Source organism: Salipiger sp. ABF4_146, from assembly GCF_056161345.1.
Map to the genome: position 1 here is coordinate 103101 of NZ_JBSWYX010000007.1, position 15999 is coordinate 119099.

Genomic DNA, 15999 nt, shown 5'->3' on the forward strand with positions numbered 1-15999 from the left:
ACTTGTTCATATCTAAGCCGCCAGCGCGCAGCCCGTCAACAACAAAGGCGCGTGAACGCAAGGAACGCGACGGCGCGACGTGGCGTTGTGCCCACAACAGAGAAAGGAGCTACCCATGACCAAGGATCTCAAGACCGACTTCTGGAAACACCTCAAAGACGTCCGCGCAGGCATGCTGGCCGCCGATGGCGAGCGCCCGGTGCCCATGTCGCCGCACGCGGACGCTGATGAAAACGCCATCTGGTTCATCGCTGCCAAAGGCTCTGCCGCCGACCGCGCCGCCAAGAGCGGTGGCGAAGCGTCGTTCCACGTCGCCGACCCCAAGTCGCATCTCTATGCGAACCTGTTCGGCACGCTCACCATCTCGGACGACGAAGAGAAGCTCGACGATATCTGGAGCGTCGTTGCCGGGGCATGGTTCAAGAACGGCCGCGAAGACGACTCGGTGCGCCTGATCAAGATGACGCCAAAAGATGGCGAAGCGTGGATCAGCGACGGCGGCGCAAGCTTCCTGTACGAGATCGCCAAATCGCAAATGTCGGATGACACGCCCGACGTGGGCGAGCATGGTCGACTGGTGTTCTCGTAAGCTTTCGGATCGGAGATTCGCCATGCCCCGCGCCCTTCTTGCCCTGCTGTGCCTGCTGCCCACGATGACGGCGGCCGAGCAGGTTGGCGAGGTGGGCGTGGATTGGGTCGGCAACGACATCGAGATCGAAGCCGTTGCCGACCCCAAGGTCAAAGGCGTGACCTGCCATATCGCCTACTTCGACCGCGGCATGTTCGACCGTCTGTCGAAGGGCAACTGGTTCGAAGACCCCTCGAACGCCTCGATCGCCTGTCGCCAGACCGGACCGATCGAGATCGGCGACATTGACCGCGACAAGGATGGTGAGGATGTCTTCCGCACCTCGCGCTCGATCATTCTCAAGTCCTTGCGGGTGAAACGCATCTACGACGAGAGCAACCAGACGCTCATATATCTCGCCCATGCGGCCGAGCTGACCGACGGGTCGGCGAAGCTGGCTGTGTCGACCGTGCCGCTCTACGGCACAGAGGCGACATGGGTGGAGGACTGATCCGGGTTCACACCGCCTTGGTCACATCGTAGCCGTAGATCCAGTCGAACTGACCAAGCATCTTGGTCGGCGCCATACGCCCCAGCATGCCCATGCCCAGATGCGCCACGCCGCGCACCAGCGGGTTGCTCAGGTGGTATTTCCATGCATTGCCATTGGCCGCCTCGACGACCTTGGCGCAGCGCGCGCTGCGCAGCTCTTGATAGCGCGCGAGCGCGACACCGCGATCCTTGTCGGATGCCAGACAGGCCGACAGAGCCCATGCGTCTTCGAGCGCCATATTCGCCCCCTGCGCCATAAACGGTAGCGTCGGATGCGCCGCGTCGCCGACAAGAGCCACGCCCGGCCCATGCCACTGCCGCGCCACAGGATGACGGAACAGCCCCCAGAGACCGGGCCGTTCCACCTGTTCCAGCAGGTCAGGCACATCGCCTCCAAAGCCAGAAAAGGCCTCGCGCAGGTTGGCGGCATCGTCGTACTGCGACCAGCCCTCCTGCGTCCACTGCCGGCGTTCTTCCACGGCCACCAGATTGACCGTCGCACCGTCGCGTAGCGGGTAGCTGACCAGATGCCGCCTCGGCCCCATGTGCACCCGCGCCTCTGGCGCATGACCTGTGACATTGGGCACCACCGCGCGCCACGCGACCTGCCCGGTGAAGAACGGCGCCACCTCACCGTTGAGCGCGCTGCGCACCACCGAGTGCAGCCCGTCCGCGCCGATCACCAGATCGGCGGCGCAGGAATCCCCGTTGGCCATTTCGATGCGCACCGGCGCGCCCGGATGCACCGCCGCCACCTTCTGCAGCAGGCGCACCTGCACCCCGGCCGCGCGCGCCGCGCGCGACAGCAGCGCGATCAGATCAGCGCGGTGCACGAAGTGATAGCCCTGCCCCTCCGGCAATTGCGCCAGATCGAGCCGCAGCACCTCGTGCCCGGCCCGATGATCGCGCAGCGACACCGCACGCCCGCGACAGGCCCCGGCGCGCAGCGCCTCGCCCAGCCCCAGCGCCTCGAGCACGCGCAATCCGTTCGGGCTGATCTGCAGCCCCGCCCCAACCTCGGAGATCGCCTCGGCCTGTTCCAGCAAGCGCACGGCCCAGCCGCGCTGGCGCAGCGCCAGCGCCGCCGCAAACCCGCCGATCCCCCCACCGATGATCGTCACTGACGTTGCTGGCACCACGTGCCTCCGCTTTGGGCAAAAAATCAAAACGCCGGAGCCATTGGCCCCGGCGTCCTGTCTTGTCAAGCCTTTGGCCCCGCCGACGCAACGCCGACGGCACTGGCTCAGTCGTCGCGATGAACCTTCTCGCGGCGCTCGTGGCGCTCTTGCGCCTCGAGGCTCATGGTCGCGATCGGACGCGCGTCCAGCCGCTTGAGGCTGATCGGCTCACCGGTCACTTCGCAATAGCCATACTCGCCCTCGTCGAGACGGCGCAGGGCCGCGTCGATCTTGGCCACGAGCTTGCGCTGACGGTCGCGCGTGCGCAGCTCGAGCGCGCGATCGGTCTCTTCGCTGGCACGGTCGGTCACGTCGGGAATATTCCGCGTGGCTTCCTGCAGCGCCTCGATCGTATCGCGGCTTTCGGCGAGAATGTCGTTTTTCCATGCGAGCAGCTTGCGGCGGAAGTACTCCGTCTGACGCTCGTTCATGAAAGGTTCGTCTTCGGCCGGACGGTAATCGTCGGGCAGAAAAGTTTCGGGCTTCATTTCTGCTCCCTCTTCAAAACCGGCGTCCGGTCGAGGAAATCCTGACCGGCTCCGGCACCCCTTGCGAGGCTGCTGTTATCCCAAGCCCCCGGTCATGTCACTACACAATAGGATAGGCCCCGAACGAATCTTCGGCAGGTGCTCAATTTGTAACCATCGCATGACAGCCGCCCTTCGGACCGCCGCGAAAGGCCGCTTGAACCGCGCATTTGCGCTCTCTATCCCTTCCCTTAGAGCAGCGGAGGAATGCGCGATGAGCCTGAGTTTCCAAGGCACCGAAGCCTATGTGGCCACCGAGGACCTGACCATGGCGGTCAATGCGGCGATCACGCTGGAACGGCCGCTGCTGGTGAAGGGCGAGCCGGGCACCGGCAAGACCGAACTGGCGCGTCAGGTCGCCGGCGCGCTCGGCCTGCCGATGATCGAATGGAGCATCAAGTCCACCACCCGCGCCCAGCAAGGCCTTTACGAGTATGACGCGGTCAGCCGCCTGCGCGACAGCCAGCTTGGCGAGGCGCGCGTGCATGACGTCGGCAACTACATCCGCCGCGGCAAGCTCTGGCAGGCCTTTGCGGCCGAGGGCAAGGTGGTGCTGCTGATCGACGAGATCGACAAGGCCGACATCGAGTTCCCCAACGATCTGCTGCAGGAACTCGACCGCATGGAGTTCCACGTCTACGAGACCGGAGAAACGGTGCAGGCGCGCCAGCGTCCGATCGTCATCATCACCTCGAACAATGAAAAGGAACTGCCCGACGCTTTCCTGCGCCGCTGCTTCTTTCACTACATCCGCTTTCCCGACGAAGACACGCTGCGGCGCATCGTCGAGGTGCATCACCCCGGAATCAAACCCGCGTTGCTGACCGAGGCGCTGACCCAGTTCTATGAACTGCGCGAGCAGCCCGGGCTCAAGAAGAAGCCCTCGACCTCGGAGGTGCTGGACTGGCTGAAGCTGTTGCTGGCCGAAGACCTCGACGCCGCCGATCTGCGGCGGGACGGTAGCGATGCGCTGCCCAAGCTGCACGGCGCGCTGCTGAAAAACGAACAGGACGTTCACCTGTTCGAGCGGCTGGCGTTCATGGCGCGCGGCCGGCGCTGAGTCCCTCGCGGGGCGGCCGCGCGCATCCGGCGCGGGCCGCCGAAATCACGATTCCGTGGCCTGACGGCCTCAAATCGCCCCGAAACCGCCGTTTCCGGGCGCAATATCCCGCCGAGATTGACCTTTCCCGCCTGATTCCGGTACAAGCCCGCATCATGACCGCAGTGAGGCGGTTTTCTTCGGGCCATCCGGGCCCTTCTCCTGACGCGCGGGCCAAGTTCAGTGTCCGCATGATATTCGGACATACATGACCAAGTTTACTGATCTTAACCTGAACCCCAAGGTACTGAAGGCCATCGAAGAGGCGGGCTACGAGTCGCCCACTCCGATCCAGGCCGGTGCCATTCCTCCCGCGCTCGAGGGCCGCGACGTGCTGGGCATCGCCCAGACCGGCACCGGCAAGACCGCGTCTTTCACGCTGCCGATGATCACTCTGCTGGCGCGTGGCCGCGCCCGCGCCCGCATGCCGCGCAGCCTTGTGCTCTGCCCGACGCGGGAACTGGCGGCGCAGGTGGCCGAGAACTTCGACACCTATACCAAGCACCTGAAGCTGACCAAGGCGCTGCTGATCGGCGGCGTCTCGTTCAAGGAACAGGAGCAGCTGATCGACAAGGGCGTCGACGTTCTGATCGCCACCCCGGGCCGCCTGCTCGACCATTTCGAGCGCGGCAAGCTGCTGCTCACCGGCGTGCAGATCATGGTCGTCGACGAAGCCGACCGCATGCTCGACATGGGCTTTATCCCCGATATCGAGCGGATCTTCTCGCTGACCCCGTTCACCCGGCAGACGCTGTTCTTCTCGGCCACCATGGCACCCGAGATCGAGCGCATCACCAACACCTTCCTGTCCGGCCCCGAGCGCATCGAGGTGGCCCGCCAGGCCACCGCGTCAGAGACCATCGAACAGGGCGCTGTGTTCTTCAAAGCCTCGCGCAAAGACCGCGAAGGCTCGGAGAAGCGTAACGTGCTGCGCGGCCTGATCGATCGCGAAGGCGACGCCTGTACCAACGCCATCATCTTCTGCAACCGCAAGGTCGACGTGGACATCGTTGCCAAGTCGCTGAAGAAATACGGCTATAACGCCGCGCCGATCCATGGCGATCTGGACCAGTCACAGCGTATGAAAACGCTCGACGGCTTCCGCGATGGTTCGATCCGCCTGCTGATTGCCTCGGATGTGGCGGCGCGCGGGCTCGATGTGCCGTCGGTGAGCCATGTGTTCAACTTCGACGTGCCCAGCCACGCCGAAGACTACGTGCACCGCATCGGCCGTACTGGCCGCGCCGGGCGCGACGGCAAGGCGTTCACCATCGTCGTGCCGAAGGACGAAAAGAACTTCGAGGCTGTCGAGGCGCTGATCCAGAAGGAAATCCCGCGCGTCGACCCGCCGGTGAAGGGCAAGCCTGCCGCCGCCGCACCTGCCGCGGACGAGACCGGCGAGAAGCCCGCACGCCGCAGCCGCTCGCGCAGCCGAAAGTCCGACAAGCAGACCCCGGTCGCGGCGGTGGAAACCACCACCGAAGCGCCGGCTGAAGCCAAGGCCGAACAGGCACCTGCCGAAAAGGCCCCTTCCGAAAAGGCCGAGAAGCCGGAGAAGGCATCGCGCCCCGAGAAATCCGCCGAGCGCAGCAACGACAAGCCGCGCGGTCGTGGCCGCAAGGGCGAGCGTGAGAACACCGTGGTGGGCATGGGCGATCACATGCCCGAGTTCATCGCGCTGAGCTTCGAGCAACGCCGCGCCAGCTGACGCAGCACACAGCAGACACGAAAGAGCCGTCCCTTGGGGCGGCTCTTTTCGTTTATCTCTGTCTGATCTTGCCGTGCTCTTACCGGAGGGCTGTCATGCGGCGCGTTTCGGCCGGCCTCCGGCGGGGATATTTCCATCTAGACGAAGCGCAGAGCGCCCCTCCCTTCGTCTAGACACAAATATCCCGGGGAGCGCGAGGGGCAGCGCCCCTCGTTCCGGCGCCCTCCAGACGCGCGAAGGGCACGCCCCACAGGACGCGCCCTTGCAAATCTCACAGATTGCGCCGGCTCAGGCCAGCGACGCGTCCATGGTGATCTCGGCGGTGAGCAGCTTGGAGATCGGGCAGCCCGCCTTGGCCTTGTTCGCCGCCTCCATGAAGGTCTCTTCGCTCGCGCCGGGGATCGACGCGGTCAGTTTCAGGTGGCTCTTGGTCACGGTGAACCCGCCATCGTCCTGCTCCAGCGTGACGGTGGCGACAGTGCTGATGTCGTCGGCCTTGAGGTCATAATCGCCGAGGATGTTGCTCAGCGCCATCGAGAAGCAGCTGGCGTGGGCCGCGGCGATCAGCTCTTCGGGGTTGGTGCCCGCTTCGTCGCCAAAGCGCTTGTTGAACCCGTAGTTCTGCTTGTCCAGCACGCCGGACTCGGTCGAGACGGTGCCCGTCCCGTCCTTCAGCCCGCCTTGCCAATTCGCCGATCCGCTCTTGTTGATCATCTCTTGGGTCTCCTCTTTGTGCCCCGCGTGGGGTCCTGAGGGCGAACCTAGTACAGCGCGGCGCAAGGTCACGCGCGCTGTGAAAACTTCACCGGCTTTGGTCCGGGCCGCGGTCGGAATGGCCGAGATCGCGCTCCGGCGCGATCACGTCGCGCAGGCGCTGCTTGATCACCTTGGGCTCGGGAAACCCGCCGTCGCGCTTGCGCTCCCACAGCAGCGCGCCGTCCACCGAGATCTCGTAGACCCCGCCGTAGCCCGGCACCAGCGTCACCCCGCCAAGCTCCTGCCCGAAGGTCTGCAGCAGTTCCTGCGCCATCCAGCCGGCGCGCAGCAGCCAGTTGCAGCCGGTGCAATAGGTGATCGACACCTGCGGTTTGGACGTCTCGGTCATCAGGCCCCCTAGAGCGGCAGCGCGTTGGTGTTCTTGATCTCTTCCATCGAGAGCAGCGCGGTGACGTTGTAGACCTTCACCTCGGAAATCAGCGCCTGATAGAAGACATCATAAGCGCGGGCGTTCTTCACACGCACCTTGAGGATATAGTCGATCTCGCCGGCGAGGCGATGCGCTTCCATCACCTCGGGCCGCTCGCGCAGCGCCTTGAGGAACTTTGCCTGCCAGTCGGCCTCGTGCTCCGACGTGCGGATCAGCACGAAGAAACAGGCCTCGAAGCCCAGCTTCTCGGGGTCGGGGATCACCACCTGCGGGCCGATGATCCCGGCCTCGCGCATCTTGCGGATGCGATTCCACACCGGGGTCTTGGATGACCCTACGGCGCGGGCAATCTCGTCCAGCGAACGGCCCGCGTCCTCCTGCAGTTCCAGAAGGATTTTCCGGTCGGTCTCGTCGATCGCCATAGCTGTTCCGCCCTTTCGCCTGCATTGGAACGTCTTCTCCACCCTTAACCACAGGACGGAACGTATGTCCTTATATTTCCGCCCCTCTGGCCGCAACAGGGGACAAAATTCTATATTGAGCGGCAACGAACCCCTTCCCGGAGTGTATCCCGATGCCGAAGCCCTTCACGCCCAAGGTCGTCACCGCCAACGCGCTGATCGAAGGCGACGTGATCTATCTCGCAGCCGATGACAGCTGGGTCCGCGACCTTGCCAAGGCCGAGGTGATCACCGACGAGGCGATCGCACAGATGCGCCTGCTGGACGCGCAGGCGCGCGCCTCCGAAACGGTTGGTGTCTACCTCGCCGACGTCAAGCTGGGCGCCGATGGCGCCGAGCCGGCGCACTTCCGCGAGGACTTCCGCCGCACCGGCCCCTCGAACTATTTCCACGGCAAGCAGGCCGAAGCCGACGCCTGATCCGGCGCCCTTCCCCACGCAGCGACCAGGCCAGACGCAGGAGACCCAGATGTACCGCTATACCGAGTTCGACACCGCCTTCATTCAGGAACGCAACCGCCAGTTCCGGGCGCAGGTCGAGCGCCGCATCGCCGGCAACCTCACCGAAGACGAATTCAAGCCCCTGCGCCTGATGAACGGCCTCTACCTGCAGCTGCACGCCTACATGCTGCGCGTGGCGATCCCCTATGGCACGCTGAGCTCGGCGCAGATGCGCCAGCTCGCGCTGCTGGCCGAGAAGTGGGACAAGGGCTACGGCCATTTCACCACCCGCCAGAACATCCAGTACAACTGGCCGAAGCTCTCGGATGTGCCCGACATGCTCGACGCGCTGGCCGAGGTGAACCTGCACGCCATCCAGACCTCGGGCAACACGATCCGCAACGTGACCGCGGACCATTTCGCCGGCGCTGCCGCCGACGAGATCGCCGATCCGCGCCCGGTCGCCGAGTTGCTGCGTCAGTGGTCCACCGACCACCCGGAATTCCAGTTCCTGCCGCGCAAGTTCAAGATCGCCGTCACCGGCGCGCCGAATGACCGCGCGGTGATCAAGGCGCATGACATCGGCATCGAGATCGTCGAGAAGGACGGCCAGCAGGGCTACCGCGTGCTCGTCGGTGGCGGCCTCGGCCGCACGCCGATGATCGGCAAGGTGCTGTCCGACTTCGTGCCGCAGGAAGACCTGCTGCCCTTCGTCGAGGCCACCGTGTCTGTCTGGAACCTGCTGGGCCGCCGCGACAATAAGTACAAGGCACGCATCAAGATCACCGTGCACGAGCACGGCATCGAGGAGATTCAGCGCCTCGTTGCAGAGCGTTTCGCCGAGACCAAGGAGGCCTTCAACGGCGCCGACCTCGCGCTCTACGACGAGATCAAGCAGAGCTTCCAGCCGCCCGCTTTCCGCAATGCGCCCGAGGATGATTTCGCGAGCGCCTATGAGGCCGACCCGGTGTTCCGCTCTTGGGCCGACACCAACCTCGCCGCGCATAAGGCACCGGGCTATGCCATCGTACAGATCTCGCTGAAAGCCCACGGCCAGACCCCGGGCGATGCCTCGGCGGACCAGATGCGCGTGCTGGCCGACCTCGCCGAGCGCTTCGGCCACGACGAGCTGCGCATTTCCCACGAGCAGAACGTGATCCTGCCGCATGTGCACAAGTCGGACCTGCCGCAACTGCACAAAATCCTCGCGGCGCATGGCCTCGGCACCGCCAACATCGGCAAGATCTCGGATATCATCGCCTGCCCCGGCATGGACTACTGCGCGCTGGCCACGGCGCGGTCGATCCCGATCGCCACACAGATCGCCACCCGGTTCGACGAGCTCAAGACCGAGCATGAGATCGGCGACCTGAAGATCAAGATCTCGGGCTGCATCAACGCCTGCGGCCACCACCACGTGGGCCATATCGGCATCCTCGGGCTGGATCGCGGCGGCGTCGAGACCTACCAGATCACCCTCGGCGGCGACGGCACCGAGACCGCCTCCCTGGGCGAACGCACCGGTCCGGGCTTCTCCTATGAGGAAATCGTGCCGGCGATCGAACGGCTGGTTGACGCCTACGTCGAGAACCGCGAAAGCGCCGACGAGACCTTCCTGCAGGCCTATCGCCGTCTTGGCATGGCGCCGTTCAAGGAAGCGCTCTACGAGACCGAAAAGAAGAACGCCGAGGCAGCCTGAGGCGATGACCCTGCAACTCCCTCCCAACACGCCCGAGACAGGCGCCAAAGCTCTGCTGCCCGATGAGCTGGCAGAGCTGCGCGCCCGGGTCGACGCGCTCAACGCGCGCTACCGGCACCACGGCGCGACCGCGGTGCTGGAGGGGGCCCTGCGCGATCCCGAGGCGGGCGAAATCGCCATGGTCTCGTCCTTCGGGGCGGAGTCGGTGGCGCTGCTGCACCTCGTGGCGGTGGTGGACCGGACAACCCCGGTGCTGTTCATCGACACGCGGTTGCTGTTCGCCGAGACGTTGGCCTACCAGCAAGAGGTGGCCGAACGGCTGCGTCTGTCGGACGTGCGGGTGATCCGCACCGACGCCGAGACGCTGGCGGCCAAGGACCCTTACGGTGCGCTGCGCTTTTCCGATCAGGATGCCTGCTGCGCCCTGCGCAAGAACCTGCCGTTGGAACAGGCGCTGTCTGGCTTTGACGGCTGGATCACCGGGCGCAAGCGCTACCAGTCGAAGACCCGCGCCGGCCTCGAGTTCTTCGAGCTCGAAGAGGAGACCGGGCGGATCAAGGTAAACCCGATGGCGCATTGGGCGCCCGAGGATATCGGCGCCTATATGGACGAGAACCGCCTGCCCCGGCACCCGCTGGTGTCGCAAGGCTACCCATCCATCGGCTGCGCGCCCTGCACCAGCAAGGTCGCCGCCGGAGAGGACCCCCGCGCCGGACGCTGGCGCGGACAGGACAAAGTTGAATGCGGCATCCATTTCGTGAATGGCGAAGCCGTGAGAGAAGGACAGAGCCAATGACCGTCATCGTCACCGACGCGGGCTTCGGCCCCGACACTTGGGCAGATCAGGACACCCCCGTGCTGGACCTGCCTTCCGACACCGATCCGGCAACGCTGGAGGCGCCGCACAATGCCGTCCACGTGCGCATCGCCTTCCCCAGCTTCGCCGATGGCCGCGGCTTCACGCTGGCCCGGCTGCTGCGCCTGCGTGGTTACACTGGCACGCTGCGCGCCGCTGGCCACGTGATCTCGGATCAATACGCCATGGCACGTCGCTCGGGGTTTGACGAGGTCGAGATCTCGGAAGAACTGGCCGCCCGGCAGCCCGAGGCCGAGTGGAAATTCCGCGCCGACTGGCGGAAACACGACTACCAGTCCCGGGTGCGCGGCTAAACCGCCTTTCGCCTGATCTGCATCAACGCTACACCCAAGGGGCCGGTCCAACAGGATCGGCGAGAGAGATCATGACAGAGATGACCCCCGTGACCGAAACCTCCGCTGCGAAAGCCGACGCACCCAAGAAGATGGTGCTCCCCGACGCCCAGACCGTGACCGAGGTCAAGCACTGGACGGATCGGCTCTTCTCGTTCCGCGTCACCCGCCCCGCCAGCCTGCGCTTCCGCTCGGGCGAGTTCGTGATGATCGGCCTGATGGGCGATCCCGACCCGAAGACCGGCAAGCAAAAGCCGCTGCTGCGCGCCTATTCCATCGCCTCGCCCAGCTGGGACGAGGAACTGGAGTTCTACTCGATCAAGGTGCAGGACGGCCCGCTGACCTCGAAGCTGCAGCACATCCAGCCCGGTGACGAGCTGATCCTGCGGCCCAAACCCGTGGGCACGCTGGTGCATGACGCGCTGCTGCCCGGCAAGCGCATCTGGTTCTTCGCCACCGGCACCGGCTTTGCGCCCTTCGCCTCGCTGCTGCGCGAGCCGCAGACCTACGAGGACTACGAAGAGATCATCATCACCCACACTTGCCGCGAGGCGGGCGAGCTGGAGTATGGCGCCGCGCTGATCGAAAGCCTGAAGCATGACGAGCTGCTCAACGAGGTGATCGGCGAAGGCTTCTGGAAGAAGATCAAATACTACCCGACGACCACCCGCGAAGAGAGCCCGAAGATGGGCCGCATCACCGACCTGATGCGCTCGGGCGAGGCGTTTGCCGATCTTGGCGTCGCGCCGCTGACCCCCGAGACCGACCGCGCGATGATCTGCGGCAACCTCGCCTTCAACCTCGAATTGAAGGAGATGTTCGAGGAATACGGCCTCGAGGAGGGCGCCAACTCGGACCCGAAACACTACGTGGTGGAAAAGGCCTTCCTCGACTGAAGCCCCGCCACACCAAATACAAACGCCTTCCGAAGCCGACTTCGGAAGGCGTTTTTGTTTGTCGCGACAGCTGGGGCAACCGGCGACGCCGGGGATAGGTGAATGCGTCGCCGGCCCGGGCCCCGGGTGCGCCCCGGAGCGTGCGAGAGATCGCCGCGCAGCCCCCTGCCCGGCGATCAGGTACAAAGCCTCAGGCGGCGGCCTGCTGCGACAGCTCGGCAATGATGCCGCGCAGGAAGTCCACGCAGAGGTCCAACTGCGCGAGTTCGACAAACTCGTTGGGTTTATGCGCCTGGTCGATCGAGCCGGGGCCAACGATGACCGACGGAATACCGCCGACCTGCTCGAACACGCCGCCCTCCGAGCCGTAGGAGACCTTGCCGCCCCACGCCTCGGGCATCAGCCGCGCGTAACGGGCGTAGCCGGCGCTGTTGCGCGCCTCGCCCATCGCCGGATAGGCGAAGATGCGGTCAAAGCGGATGCCGGTGCCCGGCGTCTTCTCGGCCATGGACGCCCCCACCTCGGCCTCGATCTGCGCCAGCAGTTCGGCCATGTCAGCCTCTGGGTCCATGTCGGCGATGGAGCGCAACTCGAAGGTGAAGCTGCAGCTGTCGGGGGTGACATTGGTCGCAACGCCGCCCTCCACCATGGTCGCCAGCATGGTCGCATGCGGCACGGTGAAATCCGCGTCGAACGGGCCCTCGGTCTCGTAGCGCTTGCCGCGCTCGGAGATGCGCGCGATGGCCTGCGCGGCATATTCGATGGCGTTGACATGCTCGGGCACAAAGGACGAATGCCCCGAGGTGCCGGTGACATGGGCGCGCATGGCGATCTTGCCCTTCTGGCCGGTCACCAGTTCCATCATCGACGGCTCGCCGATGATCGCGAACTCCGGCGGCACCGGCAGCGCTGCGAGGTGCTTGGCAATCGCCGGCGCGCCAAGGCAACCGACCTCCTCGTCATAGGAAAAGCAGAAGTAGACCGGACGGGTCAGCGGTGCCGCCGCCAGTTCGGGCGCAACGGCCATGGCGCAGGCGGCAAAGCCCTTCATGTCGCAGGCACCGCGCCCGTAGAGCTTGCCGTCCCGCACTTCGGCGGTGAAGGGGTCGCTCTCCCACTCCGGTTCATCCGCCGGAACCACGTCGGTATGGCCAGACCACACCAGCCCCGCCACATCCTCGGGCCCGAAGGCCGCGACGAGATTGGCCTTGGCGCCGGTCTCGTCAGGCAGGATGGTGATCCGCGCCCCAAGCGCCCCGAGATAATCGGCCATGTGATCGATCAGCGGCCGGTTGCCATTGCGGGAAACCGTATCGAACCCGATCAGGTCCGCCAGGTGCTGCGCGGCGCTGGCCTGCCGCTCAGGGGCGGGCGTTGTCTCGCTCTGCAGGGTCATTGGGCAACTCGTCTTTCTGTCTTGGATTTCTGAAACTCGCGGCGCACGGTGATCGACACGACAAACACGATAAGCGCGGCAAACACCCATGTGATCGGCGACGACAGTAGCACCATCGGATCCCCGCGCGAGATCGCGAGCGCCCGGCGCAGGTTTTCTTCCAGCATCGGGCCGAGGATGAAGGCGATCAGGAAGGGCGCTGCGGGAATGTTCAGCAGGAACATACCGAAGCCCACCAGCCCCATCACCAGCAGCACCGCCACATCGAAGGTGCTCGAGGCGATCGAGTAGATGCCGAAGATGCACAGCAGCAGCACCAGCGGCGTCAGCAGGGTCTGCGGGATGTGCGAGACCTTGGCGAACATGCGCATGGTTGCCTTGCCCGCGAAGAACAGCAGCACCGAAGAGACCAGCATGCCGATCAGCAGCATGTAGACCTCGTGGATGTTGGTCTGGAACAGCAGCGGGCCGGGGGTAAGGCCTTGGATCATGAAGGCGCCGAGCATCACGCCGGTGATCACGTCGCCCGGCACGCCAAGCGCCAGCAGCGGGATCATCGTCGCGCCGCAGGCGCCATTGTTGGCCGACTCCGACGCGGCGATGCCTTCCAGCTCGCCCTTGCCGAAGTTCGCGCCCTGTTTCGAGGTGCGCTGCGCCTCGCCATACGAGAAGAACGCCGCCGAAGACGGGCCGATGCCCGGAATGGCGCCCAGCACCGAGCCGATCACCGAGCCTTTGAGGATAGACTTCAGTGAGCCCATGAACTCTTCTCGCGTCACGTGCTGCGCACCGAGCGTCGCCGCCTCTTCCTTCTTGGCCGCGCGCATCACCACCAGCTTGATCAGTTCGGGCAGCGCGAAGAGGCCGATCAGCACCGGCGCGATCGACAGACCCGCCTGCATGTCGGGGGTGAAGGCAAAGCGGAACGAGCCGTACATATCCTCGCCCACGGTCGCCAGCAGCAGACCCAGCGCCGCCGAGACGAGCCCCAGCAGCAGTGAATTGCCCGACACGCCCGCCACGGTGGTCAGCGCGAAAAGCATCAGCATGAAGAACTCGGGCGGGCCGATGCGCAGCGCCAGAACGGCCAGCGGCGCGGCGAAGAAGATCAGCGACAGGTTCGAGATGAAGTCGCCCGTCACCGACGAATAAAGCGCCATGTTCAGCGCCTTGCCCGCCTTGCCCTGCTGCGCCAGAGGGTAGCCGTCGAGCGCGGTGCAGGCCGCCGAGGCGGTGCCCGGCGTCTTGATCAGGATGGCCGAGACCGAGCCGCCGTAGGTCGAGCCCTTGTAGAGGGCGACCAGCAGCAGGATCGAGGGCACCGGCTCCATGTAGAAGGTGAAGGGCAGCGCCAGCGTCACCGCCATGGTCCCGGTCATGCCGGGGATCGCGCCGACGATCACCCCGCCCCAGATGCCCGCGACCATAATCAGCAGGTTCTGGAGGGTGGCGACCGCGTGCAGCGCCGAGAGGATTTCATTGAGCATTGTGGTCTCCGATCAGAAGCCGAAGGGCTTCGTCAGCGCGCCCTTGGGAAACTGCGTGCCAAGCGCGGAATTGAAGAACAGCGTCAGCAGGACCGGCCCGCCAAAGCACAGCAGCGCGATCCACAGCTTGTGGCCGCGCTCGCCCGTCATCAGCACGATGGCCAGCGTCAGCGCCATCGTGGCGACCATGAAGCCGACATAGGGCAACAGCGCGAGGAACAGGCCGAAGGCGACGACGAGGCCAGCAAAACGCCCGATCATCCGGGCGCGGCTGCTGCCGTCGGTCTCGATCGGCTCCTCCAGCGGTGCGGGCCGGGTGAACGTCAGGAAGAGTGCCAGCAGGCCAAGCGCGAGGCCGACGATCGACACGGTGCGCGGCCACATGTCCGGCGGCGGGGCGAAACCGGGAATGAAGGCGGGGCGAGGCACGAAAACGGGAACCAGGGCGAAGGCGGTAAGCGCGAAGAAAGCAGCAATTACCAGCCCCCGCAGGACGGGCTTGGACATGGCGATGCTCCTGGGAATGGGGTCCTCGGGCGGAGGAGAGCGGCGCGGCCCGCGCAAGGGGCCGCGCCTTGGTCGTCAGGCGAGTGCGTCAGACGGGCATCGGGGCGCGAGCGCGCCCCGCACCGCTCAGTTCGACAGGTAGCCGAAGTCCTGCGCGAGACCGTGGAACAGCTCGTACTGGCCCTTGGCGTAGTCGGTCATGTCGACGTCGCCGATGGTCGAGATCGAGCCGCGGCGCGCCGCGAGGTCGAGCCACTTCTCGTCGGTGGCGACCTGGCCCAGCACCTCGTCCCACTTGGCGACGACGTCTTCCGGCAGGTCCTTGGGACCGTAGAGCGCGCTCCAGCCAGCGATCTGGCCGGCCTTCTCGTAGCCCATCTCTTGCGCGGTGGCGACGTCGGGCAGGCTGTCCATGCGCTTCGGCGCGAAGACCATCAGCGCCTTCATGTCACCGCTTTCGATGTGCGGCATCAGCGAGGCTGCCGCCATGGCGACAAAATCCACGTGGCCGCCCAGCAGAGCGGTGGCCAGTGCGCCACCACCTTTGTAGGGCACGAGGGTCGCGGCGGTCAGCGGGTCGAGGTCATTGTCGGCCAGCAGCGCCTGCGTGGTGAACCCGTCGATGGCGGTTGCGCCCGAGGCGGCATAGGTCATGCGGCCGTTGCTTTCCTCGATGGCGGCGATCAGCTCATCGACGCTGTCATAGGGCGCATCGCCGCGCACGGCGAGGATCATCGGCGTGGCTTCCAGCGCGCCGAGGAAGGTGTAGGCATCCCACGGCACGGCATTGCCGGGCGTCACGGCGGGCGACAGCGCCATGCCGACGCGGGCCAGCAGCAGCGTGTAACCGTCGGCCTCTGCTTCCGACACCGAGCGCGCGCCGTTCATGCCGCCAGCGCCGGGCTTGTTCATCACGGTGACCGGCTGGCCAAGGAACGGCTGCGCGGTCTCTGCCAGCGCGCGGCCAGCGAGGTCGGACGCGCCGCCGGGGCCATAGGGCACCACCAGCGTCACCGCCTGATCGGGATAGGTCTGGGCCGCTGCGGGGCCGGTTGCTGCGATCACGGCAAGGGCGATCGATCCGAGTAGCTTTTTCATTATTCACCTCACGTAGGGTCCGGGGTG

Annotated in this window: 18 protein-coding genes; 9 read left to right on the forward strand and 9 right to left on the reverse strand. The window is 65.6% G+C overall.

Annotation, left to right across the window (positions count from 1 at the left end):
* Window positions 1-115: 115 nt before the first annotated feature.
* Both ACXAJT_RS11860 and ACXAJT_RS11865 read left to right on the forward strand, forming a co-directional pair.
* Complete coding sequence (locus ACXAJT_RS11860) at window positions 116-589, forward strand: pyridoxamine 5'-phosphate oxidase family protein (RefSeq protein WP_475235516.1); 474 nt, start codon at window positions 116-118, stop codon at window positions 587-589.
* Window positions 590-611: 22 nt separating this feature from the next.
* Window positions 612-1079, forward strand: coding sequence for a CreA family protein (locus ACXAJT_RS11865; RefSeq protein WP_475235517.1), 468 nt, complete (start codon window positions 612-614; stop codon window positions 1077-1079).
* Between the two features lie 7 nt (window positions 1080-1086).
* Here ACXAJT_RS11865 and ACXAJT_RS11870 read toward each other — a convergent pair whose 3' ends face one another.
* Both ACXAJT_RS11870 and dksA read right to left on the reverse strand, forming a co-directional pair.
* Window positions 1087-2256 (reverse strand): FAD-dependent monooxygenase, encoded by a 1170-nt coding sequence (locus tag ACXAJT_RS11870; RefSeq protein ID WP_475235518.1) that lies wholly within the window; start codon window positions 2254-2256, stop codon window positions 1087-1089.
* A gap of 107 nt (window positions 2257-2363) precedes the next feature.
* On the reverse strand, window positions 2364-2786 hold the full coding sequence (gene dksA / locus ACXAJT_RS11875) for an RNA polymerase-binding protein DksA (protein ID WP_164179045.1): 423 nt from the start codon (window positions 2784-2786) through the stop codon (window positions 2364-2366).
* A 259-nt stretch (window positions 2787-3045) separates the two neighbouring features.
* Between dksA and ACXAJT_RS11880 the strand changes: the two genes are divergently transcribed.
* Both ACXAJT_RS11880 and ACXAJT_RS11885 read left to right on the forward strand, forming a co-directional pair.
* Window positions 3046-3885 (forward strand): AAA family ATPase, encoded by an 840-nt coding sequence (locus ACXAJT_RS11880; RefSeq protein ID WP_475235798.1) that lies wholly within the window; start codon window positions 3046-3048, stop codon window positions 3883-3885.
* Between the two features lie 247 nt (window positions 3886-4132).
* Window positions 4133-5632 (forward strand): DEAD/DEAH box helicase, encoded by a 1500-nt coding sequence (locus ACXAJT_RS11885; protein ID WP_475235520.1) that lies wholly within the window; start codon window positions 4133-4135, stop codon window positions 5630-5632.
* Between the two features lie 288 nt (window positions 5633-5920).
* On the opposite strand, the gene ACXAJT_RS11890 is transcribed toward ACXAJT_RS11885, so the two are convergent.
* From ACXAJT_RS11890 to ACXAJT_RS11900, 3 genes are all read right to left on the reverse strand, one after another.
* The gene (locus ACXAJT_RS11890) at window positions 5921-6346 is read right to left on the reverse strand and encodes an OsmC family protein (RefSeq protein WP_475235521.1); all 426 of its coding nucleotides are present in this window, start codon (window positions 6344-6346) and stop codon (window positions 5921-5923) included.
* Between the two features lie 88 nt (window positions 6347-6434).
* Entirely contained in the window at window positions 6435-6737 is a 303-nt protein-coding gene (locus ACXAJT_RS11895; RefSeq protein ID WP_475235523.1) for an Rdx family protein, read from the reverse strand.
* An 8-nt stretch (window positions 6738-6745) separates the two neighbouring features.
* Window positions 6746-7201 (reverse strand): Lrp/AsnC family transcriptional regulator, encoded by a 456-nt coding sequence (locus ACXAJT_RS11900; RefSeq protein WP_066100897.1) that lies wholly within the window; start codon window positions 7199-7201, stop codon window positions 6746-6748.
* 152 nt (window positions 7202-7353) lie between these two features.
* Here ACXAJT_RS11900 and ACXAJT_RS11905 point away from each other — a divergent pair, with 152 nt between their 5' ends.
* The 5 genes from ACXAJT_RS11905 to ACXAJT_RS11925 all read left to right on the forward strand — a co-directional run bounded on the left by ACXAJT_RS11905 (window position 7354) and on the right by ACXAJT_RS11925 (window position 11484).
* Window positions 7354-7659, forward strand: a complete 306-nt coding sequence (locus ACXAJT_RS11905; RefSeq protein ID WP_475235524.1) for a DUF2849 domain-containing protein — start codon at window positions 7354-7356, stop codon at window positions 7657-7659.
* A gap of 49 nt (window positions 7660-7708) precedes the next feature.
* Window positions 7709-9379: a nitrite/sulfite reductase gene (locus ACXAJT_RS11910; protein ID WP_475235525.1), complete on the forward strand. Its 1671-nt coding sequence runs from the start codon at window positions 7709-7711 to the stop codon at window positions 9377-9379.
* A gap of 4 nt (window positions 9380-9383) precedes the next feature.
* Window positions 9384-10175, forward strand: a complete 792-nt coding sequence (locus ACXAJT_RS11915; RefSeq protein WP_475235527.1) for a phosphoadenylyl-sulfate reductase — start codon at window positions 9384-9386, stop codon at window positions 10173-10175.
* Window positions 10172-10549, forward strand: coding sequence for a DUF934 domain-containing protein (locus tag ACXAJT_RS11920; protein WP_475235528.1), 378 nt, complete (start codon window positions 10172-10174; stop codon window positions 10547-10549). The genes ACXAJT_RS11915 and ACXAJT_RS11920 overlap by 4 nt, the downstream gene beginning before the upstream one ends.
* A gap of 71 nt (window positions 10550-10620) precedes the next feature.
* Window positions 10621-11484 (forward strand): ferredoxin--NADP reductase, encoded by an 864-nt coding sequence (locus ACXAJT_RS11925; RefSeq protein WP_475235529.1) that lies wholly within the window; start codon window positions 10621-10623, stop codon window positions 11482-11484.
* Between the two features lie 190 nt (window positions 11485-11674).
* On the opposite strand, the gene argE is transcribed toward ACXAJT_RS11925, so the two are convergent.
* From argE to ACXAJT_RS11945, 4 genes are all read right to left on the reverse strand, one after another.
* Entirely contained in the window at window positions 11675-12880 is a 1206-nt protein-coding gene (gene argE, locus ACXAJT_RS11930) for an acetylornithine deacetylase (RefSeq protein WP_475235531.1), read from the reverse strand.
* Complete coding sequence (locus tag ACXAJT_RS11935; RefSeq protein ID WP_475235532.1) at window positions 12877-14367, reverse strand: tripartite tricarboxylate transporter permease; 1491 nt, start codon at window positions 14365-14367, stop codon at window positions 12877-12879. Before ACXAJT_RS11935 ends, argE begins: the two co-directional genes overlap by 4 nt.
* Before the next feature lie 12 nt (window positions 14368-14379).
* Entirely contained in the window at window positions 14380-14874 is a 495-nt protein-coding gene (locus ACXAJT_RS11940) for a tripartite tricarboxylate transporter TctB family protein (RefSeq protein ID WP_475235533.1), read from the reverse strand.
* A gap of 126 nt (window positions 14875-15000) precedes the next feature.
* Window positions 15001-15972, reverse strand: coding sequence for a Bug family tripartite tricarboxylate transporter substrate binding protein (locus tag ACXAJT_RS11945; RefSeq protein ID WP_475235534.1), 972 nt, complete (start codon window positions 15970-15972; stop codon window positions 15001-15003).
* Between the last annotated feature and the right edge of the window lie 27 nt (window positions 15973-15999).

Coding starts and splice junctions, on each gene's coding strand:
- ACXAJT_RS11935 (WP_475235532.1), bottom strand. CDS start 14,367: ATGCTCAATGAAATCCTCTCGGCGCTGCACGCGGTCGCCACCCTCCAG.
- ACXAJT_RS11905 (WP_475235524.1), top strand. CDS start 7,354: ATGCCGAAGCCCTTCACGCCCAAGGTCGTCACCGCCAACGCGCTGATC.
- argE (WP_475235531.1), bottom strand. CDS start 12,880: ATGACCCTGCAGAGCGAGACAACGCCCGCCCCTGAGCGGCAGGCCAGC.
- ACXAJT_RS11915 (WP_475235527.1), top strand. CDS start 9,384: ATGACCCTGCAACTCCCTCCCAACACGCCCGAGACAGGCGCCAAAGCT.
- ACXAJT_RS11920 (WP_475235528.1), top strand. CDS start 10,172: ATGACCGTCATCGTCACCGACGCGGGCTTCGGCCCCGACACTTGGGCA.
- ACXAJT_RS11885 (WP_475235520.1), top strand. CDS start 4,133: ATGACCAAGTTTACTGATCTTAACCTGAACCCCAAGGTACTGAAGGCC.
- ACXAJT_RS11900 (WP_066100897.1), bottom strand. CDS start 7,201: ATGGCGATCGACGAGACCGACCGGAAAATCCTTCTGGAACTGCAGGAG.
- ACXAJT_RS11890 (WP_475235521.1), bottom strand. CDS start 6,346: ATGATCAACAAGAGCGGATCGGCGAATTGGCAAGGCGGGCTGAAGGAC.
- ACXAJT_RS11860 (WP_475235516.1), top strand. CDS start 116: ATGACCAAGGATCTCAAGACCGACTTCTGGAAACACCTCAAAGACGTC.
- ACXAJT_RS11945 (WP_475235534.1), bottom strand. CDS start 15,972: ATGAAAAAGCTACTCGGATCGATCGCCCTTGCCGTGATCGCAGCAACC.
- ACXAJT_RS11865 (WP_475235517.1), top strand. CDS start 612: ATGCCCCGCGCCCTTCTTGCCCTGCTGTGCCTGCTGCCCACGATGACG.
- ACXAJT_RS11925 (WP_475235529.1), top strand. CDS start 10,621: ATGACAGAGATGACCCCCGTGACCGAAACCTCCGCTGCGAAAGCCGAC.
- ACXAJT_RS11895 (WP_475235523.1), bottom strand. CDS start 6,737: ATGACCGAGACGTCCAAACCGCAGGTGTCGATCACCTATTGCACCGGC.
- ACXAJT_RS11910 (WP_475235525.1), top strand. CDS start 7,709: ATGTACCGCTATACCGAGTTCGACACCGCCTTCATTCAGGAACGCAAC.
- ACXAJT_RS11940 (WP_475235533.1), bottom strand. CDS start 14,874: ATGTCCAAGCCCGTCCTGCGGGGGCTGGTAATTGCTGCTTTCTTCGCG.
- dksA (WP_164179045.1), bottom strand. CDS start 2,786: ATGAAGCCCGAAACTTTTCTGCCCGACGATTACCGTCCGGCCGAAGAC.